The organism is Halorubrum sp. AJ67, from assembly GCF_000513435.1.
Genome location: NZ_CBVY010000011.1, coordinates 100,288 through 103,015 on the forward strand (window position 1 = coordinate 100,288; position 2,728 = coordinate 103,015).

A 2,728-nucleotide genomic window follows, 5' to 3' on the forward strand; every position below is an offset into this window, starting at 1 on the left:
GACTCGCTGTCCGGCGGCGAGGCCCAAGCGCGTGTCGTTCGCCCGCGCACTGGCGTACGAGCCGGACGCGCTCCTCCTCGACGAGCCGACCTCCGACCTCGACCCGCGCAACACCGCCGTCATCGAGGACGCGATCGGGGAGGCGAGCGATCGGGGGATCGGCGTCGCGCTCGCCACCCACGACATGCATCAGGCCGAGCGCGTCGCGGACCGCGTCGCCGTGCTGCTCGACGACGGGATCACGGAGCTCGGGCCGACGGAGCGGGTCTTCGAGGACCCGGCCGACGAGCGCACCCGGAAGTTCATCTCGGGCGAGTTAGTGTACTGACGGATCTCAGACGGCGTCGACGCCGAGGTCGAAGGAGAGCCGCACCGCCTCGCCCGCGTCGGCGTCGCCCGCGTCGACCACGTCGTCGCCGGCCGCGAACCCGGCGTGGAGGTGGCCGTAGGTGCGGTCGATCGCCTCCACGATCACCTTCGTCCCGCCGGTGACGGGCATGAAGTTCGTGTCGCCGTTCCACCGCGGGACGACGTGGGTGTGAAGGTGGTCGATCGAGCCGCCGGCGGCCGAGTCGCCGAGGTTCTGTCCGGTGTTGACGCCGTCGGGGTCGACGTCGCGGCGCATCGCCGACAGCGTCGCCGCCTTCAGTTTCGCGTGGTCGAGGAGGGTCGCGTCGTCGAGGTCGGTCGGGTCCTCGTGGTGGTCGTTCGGGATCACCATCGCGTGGCCGGGGTTGTACGGCGCGTTGTTGAGTAGGACGTAGTTGCGGTCGCTGTAGGCGACGATCCAGGCCTCGCGGTCGTCGTCGCGCTCGGGGAGGACGCAGAACGGGCAGCCCTCGATCGGGTCCGCGTCGCGCTCGACCCACTCGATCCGCCAGGGAGCGTAGATCCGCTCCATCAGTCGTCGAAGCCGTGGATGCCCGCGGTCGTCACCTCGACGCCGTCCTCGGTGACGAGCAGCGTGTGTTCCGCCTGACTCACGAGGGCGTCGTCGTCCTCCTCAACACGGGGTACCCCTTGATCGCGTTCGCCTGCTTCAGCCGGCGGAGCGACATCTCCGCGCGGTCGGACTCCAGCCAGCGGGCGGCAAAGGGGAGGTCGTCGAACGCCTCGATCTCTTCGAGCGCCTGCCGGGCGCGGCGGTCGCGCACGCTCGCCGACCCCTGCTGTTCGAAGATCTCCTCGTCGGTCCCCTCGCCCACCTTGCCGCGGCCGTCGGTGGCGAACGGCTCGATCGCGACCGCCTGCCCCGGCTCCAACTCGACCGAGCGGTCGACGCCGCGGTTCGGGACGGTGGGACCGGTGTGGGCGTCGTACCGCTGGACGCCGTGGCCGGAGAGGTTGAGGACGGGCGTGTAGCCGTACCCGCGGATCACGTCCTCTATCGCCTGCCCGACGACGCCGACCTCGACGCCCGGGCCGGCCTCGTCGAGGGCGGCTTCGAGCGCCATCTCGGCGGCCTCGACGAGTTCGGGGTTCCCGGAGTGGTCGACGGTGACGGCGGCGTCGGCGATGTAGCCGTCGACGTGGACGCCGACGTCGAGACACACCATCTCCTCGCCGAACTCCGTCTCGTCGTCGCGGCCGGGCGTCGCGTGCGACGCCTCGGGGTCGACGCTGACGTTCACCGGGAACGCGAGCCCCGCGCCCTGCTCGCGGACGAAGTCCTCCGTCCACTCGGCGACTTCGAGGTGGGTGCGGCCCGGTTCGACCATCTCGCGGGCCTCGTTCATCGCCTCGGTCAGCACCGCGCCGGCCTCGCGGTAGCTCTCGACCGCGTCCGCGTCGAGGGATCCGTGACTCATGAGTTCGGGTTCGGCGACCGCGCGCAAAGAGGTTGCGGAGGGCGGTCGGCGGCGCTCCGGCTCGGGGTCACCGAGCCGTCTCAGCCTCCGCTCAGGTGGGCGTGATCTCGACGAACCACTCGTCTTCGGCCGGGTTCGCCGTCTCGTGGGTGAACCCCCGCTCCGCCAGCACGTCGTACAGCGGGACCGGCTCGAAGCTGTTGACCAGGAGTAGCGACTCCCCGTCGTCGAGGCCGTCGAGCGCGGCCATGATATCGCCGAACGGTTCGCCGTCGATCTCGCGGGCGTCCAAGCGCTCGTCCGCGTCGTCGAATGGGTCGGCGCTCATGGATCGATCGACGGGCCGCGCGGTGGTAACCCTCCCGTCGAACATGTTCGCTCGAAGCGGTATCCGCGTGGGGAACGTTCCTCCGATCGAGATGGCTACACACGACGATCACGACCACGACCACGGCGCGGACCCGGTGACGGACCACGTCCACGAGAACTCGTGGTCCGCGAACCTCGAAGGCCCCGAACACGCCGCGAACCGCGACCTGCTCGTCCGGCAGGCGATCGAAGCGGTCGAGCACACGGCCGCGGGAAACCACGTCAACCTCGTCACCCACGGCGACCACGGCCACCCGGAGGCGTACCTCTTCGACGCGCTGGAGGCGGCGTTCGACGACGACCTCGACCCGGAGTACGTCGAGCAGTGTGGCTGCGGCGGCCACGTCGTTCGCGTCGACGTGTAGGCGGGGTCAGCTTTCTTCGGCCGCTCGCGGGAGCCACATCCGCACCACCGTGCCGGTCGGCTCCCGGGTGTCGATCTTGAGGTCGCCGCCCGACTCCGTGACGATCCAGTGGACGAGCCAGAGCCCGAGCCCGCTCGCGTGTTCGAGCGCCGTCTCCCGGGCCTCCGTGAACACCGCCCGCTCGAT

General features: G+C 70.5%; 4 protein-coding genes and 2 pseudogenes. 2 read left to right on the forward strand and 4 right to left on the reverse strand.

The genetic code is table 11. The features are described 5' to 3' along the window. Positions 1-328: pseudogene (locus BN903_RS10325) on the forward strand (ATP-binding cassette domain-containing protein); the annotation flags it as partial. Between the two features lie 6 nt (positions 329-334). Here BN903_RS10325 and BN903_RS10330 read toward each other — a convergent pair. The 3 genes and pseudogenes from BN903_RS10330 to BN903_RS10340 form a co-directional block, all read right to left on the reverse strand. Continuing rightward, positions 335-901 carry an HIT domain-containing protein gene (locus BN903_RS10330; RefSeq protein WP_048077647.1) on the reverse strand — a complete coding sequence of 189 codons (567 nt, stop codon included), beginning with the start codon at positions 899-901 and terminating at the stop codon, positions 335-337. Continuing rightward, positions 901-1,808, reverse strand: a pseudogene (map, locus tag BN903_RS10335) (type II methionyl aminopeptidase). The gene BN903_RS10330 and the pseudogene map overlap by 1 nt, the downstream one beginning before the upstream one ends. Positions 1,809-1,899: 91 nt before the next feature. Next, positions 1,900-2,136, reverse strand: a complete 237-nt coding sequence (locus tag BN903_RS10340) for a DUF2249 domain-containing protein (protein ID WP_048077648.1) — start codon at positions 2,134-2,136, stop codon at positions 1,900-1,902. Positions 2,137-2,227: 91 nt separating this feature from the next. Between BN903_RS10340 and BN903_RS10345 the strand changes: the two genes are divergently transcribed. Continuing rightward, the gene (locus BN903_RS10345; protein WP_228841082.1) at positions 2,228-2,542 is read left to right on the forward strand and encodes a CGCGG family rSAM-modified RiPP protein; all 315 of its coding nucleotides are present in this window, start codon (positions 2,228-2,230) and stop codon (positions 2,540-2,542) included. 6 nt (positions 2,543-2,548) lie between these two features. Here the strand turns inward: BN903_RS10345 and BN903_RS15910 are convergent. Next, positions 2,549-2,728, reverse strand: a 180-nt coding sequence (locus tag BN903_RS15910) for a hypothetical protein (RefSeq protein ID WP_195155780.1), incomplete at its 5' end; no start/stop codon positions are given.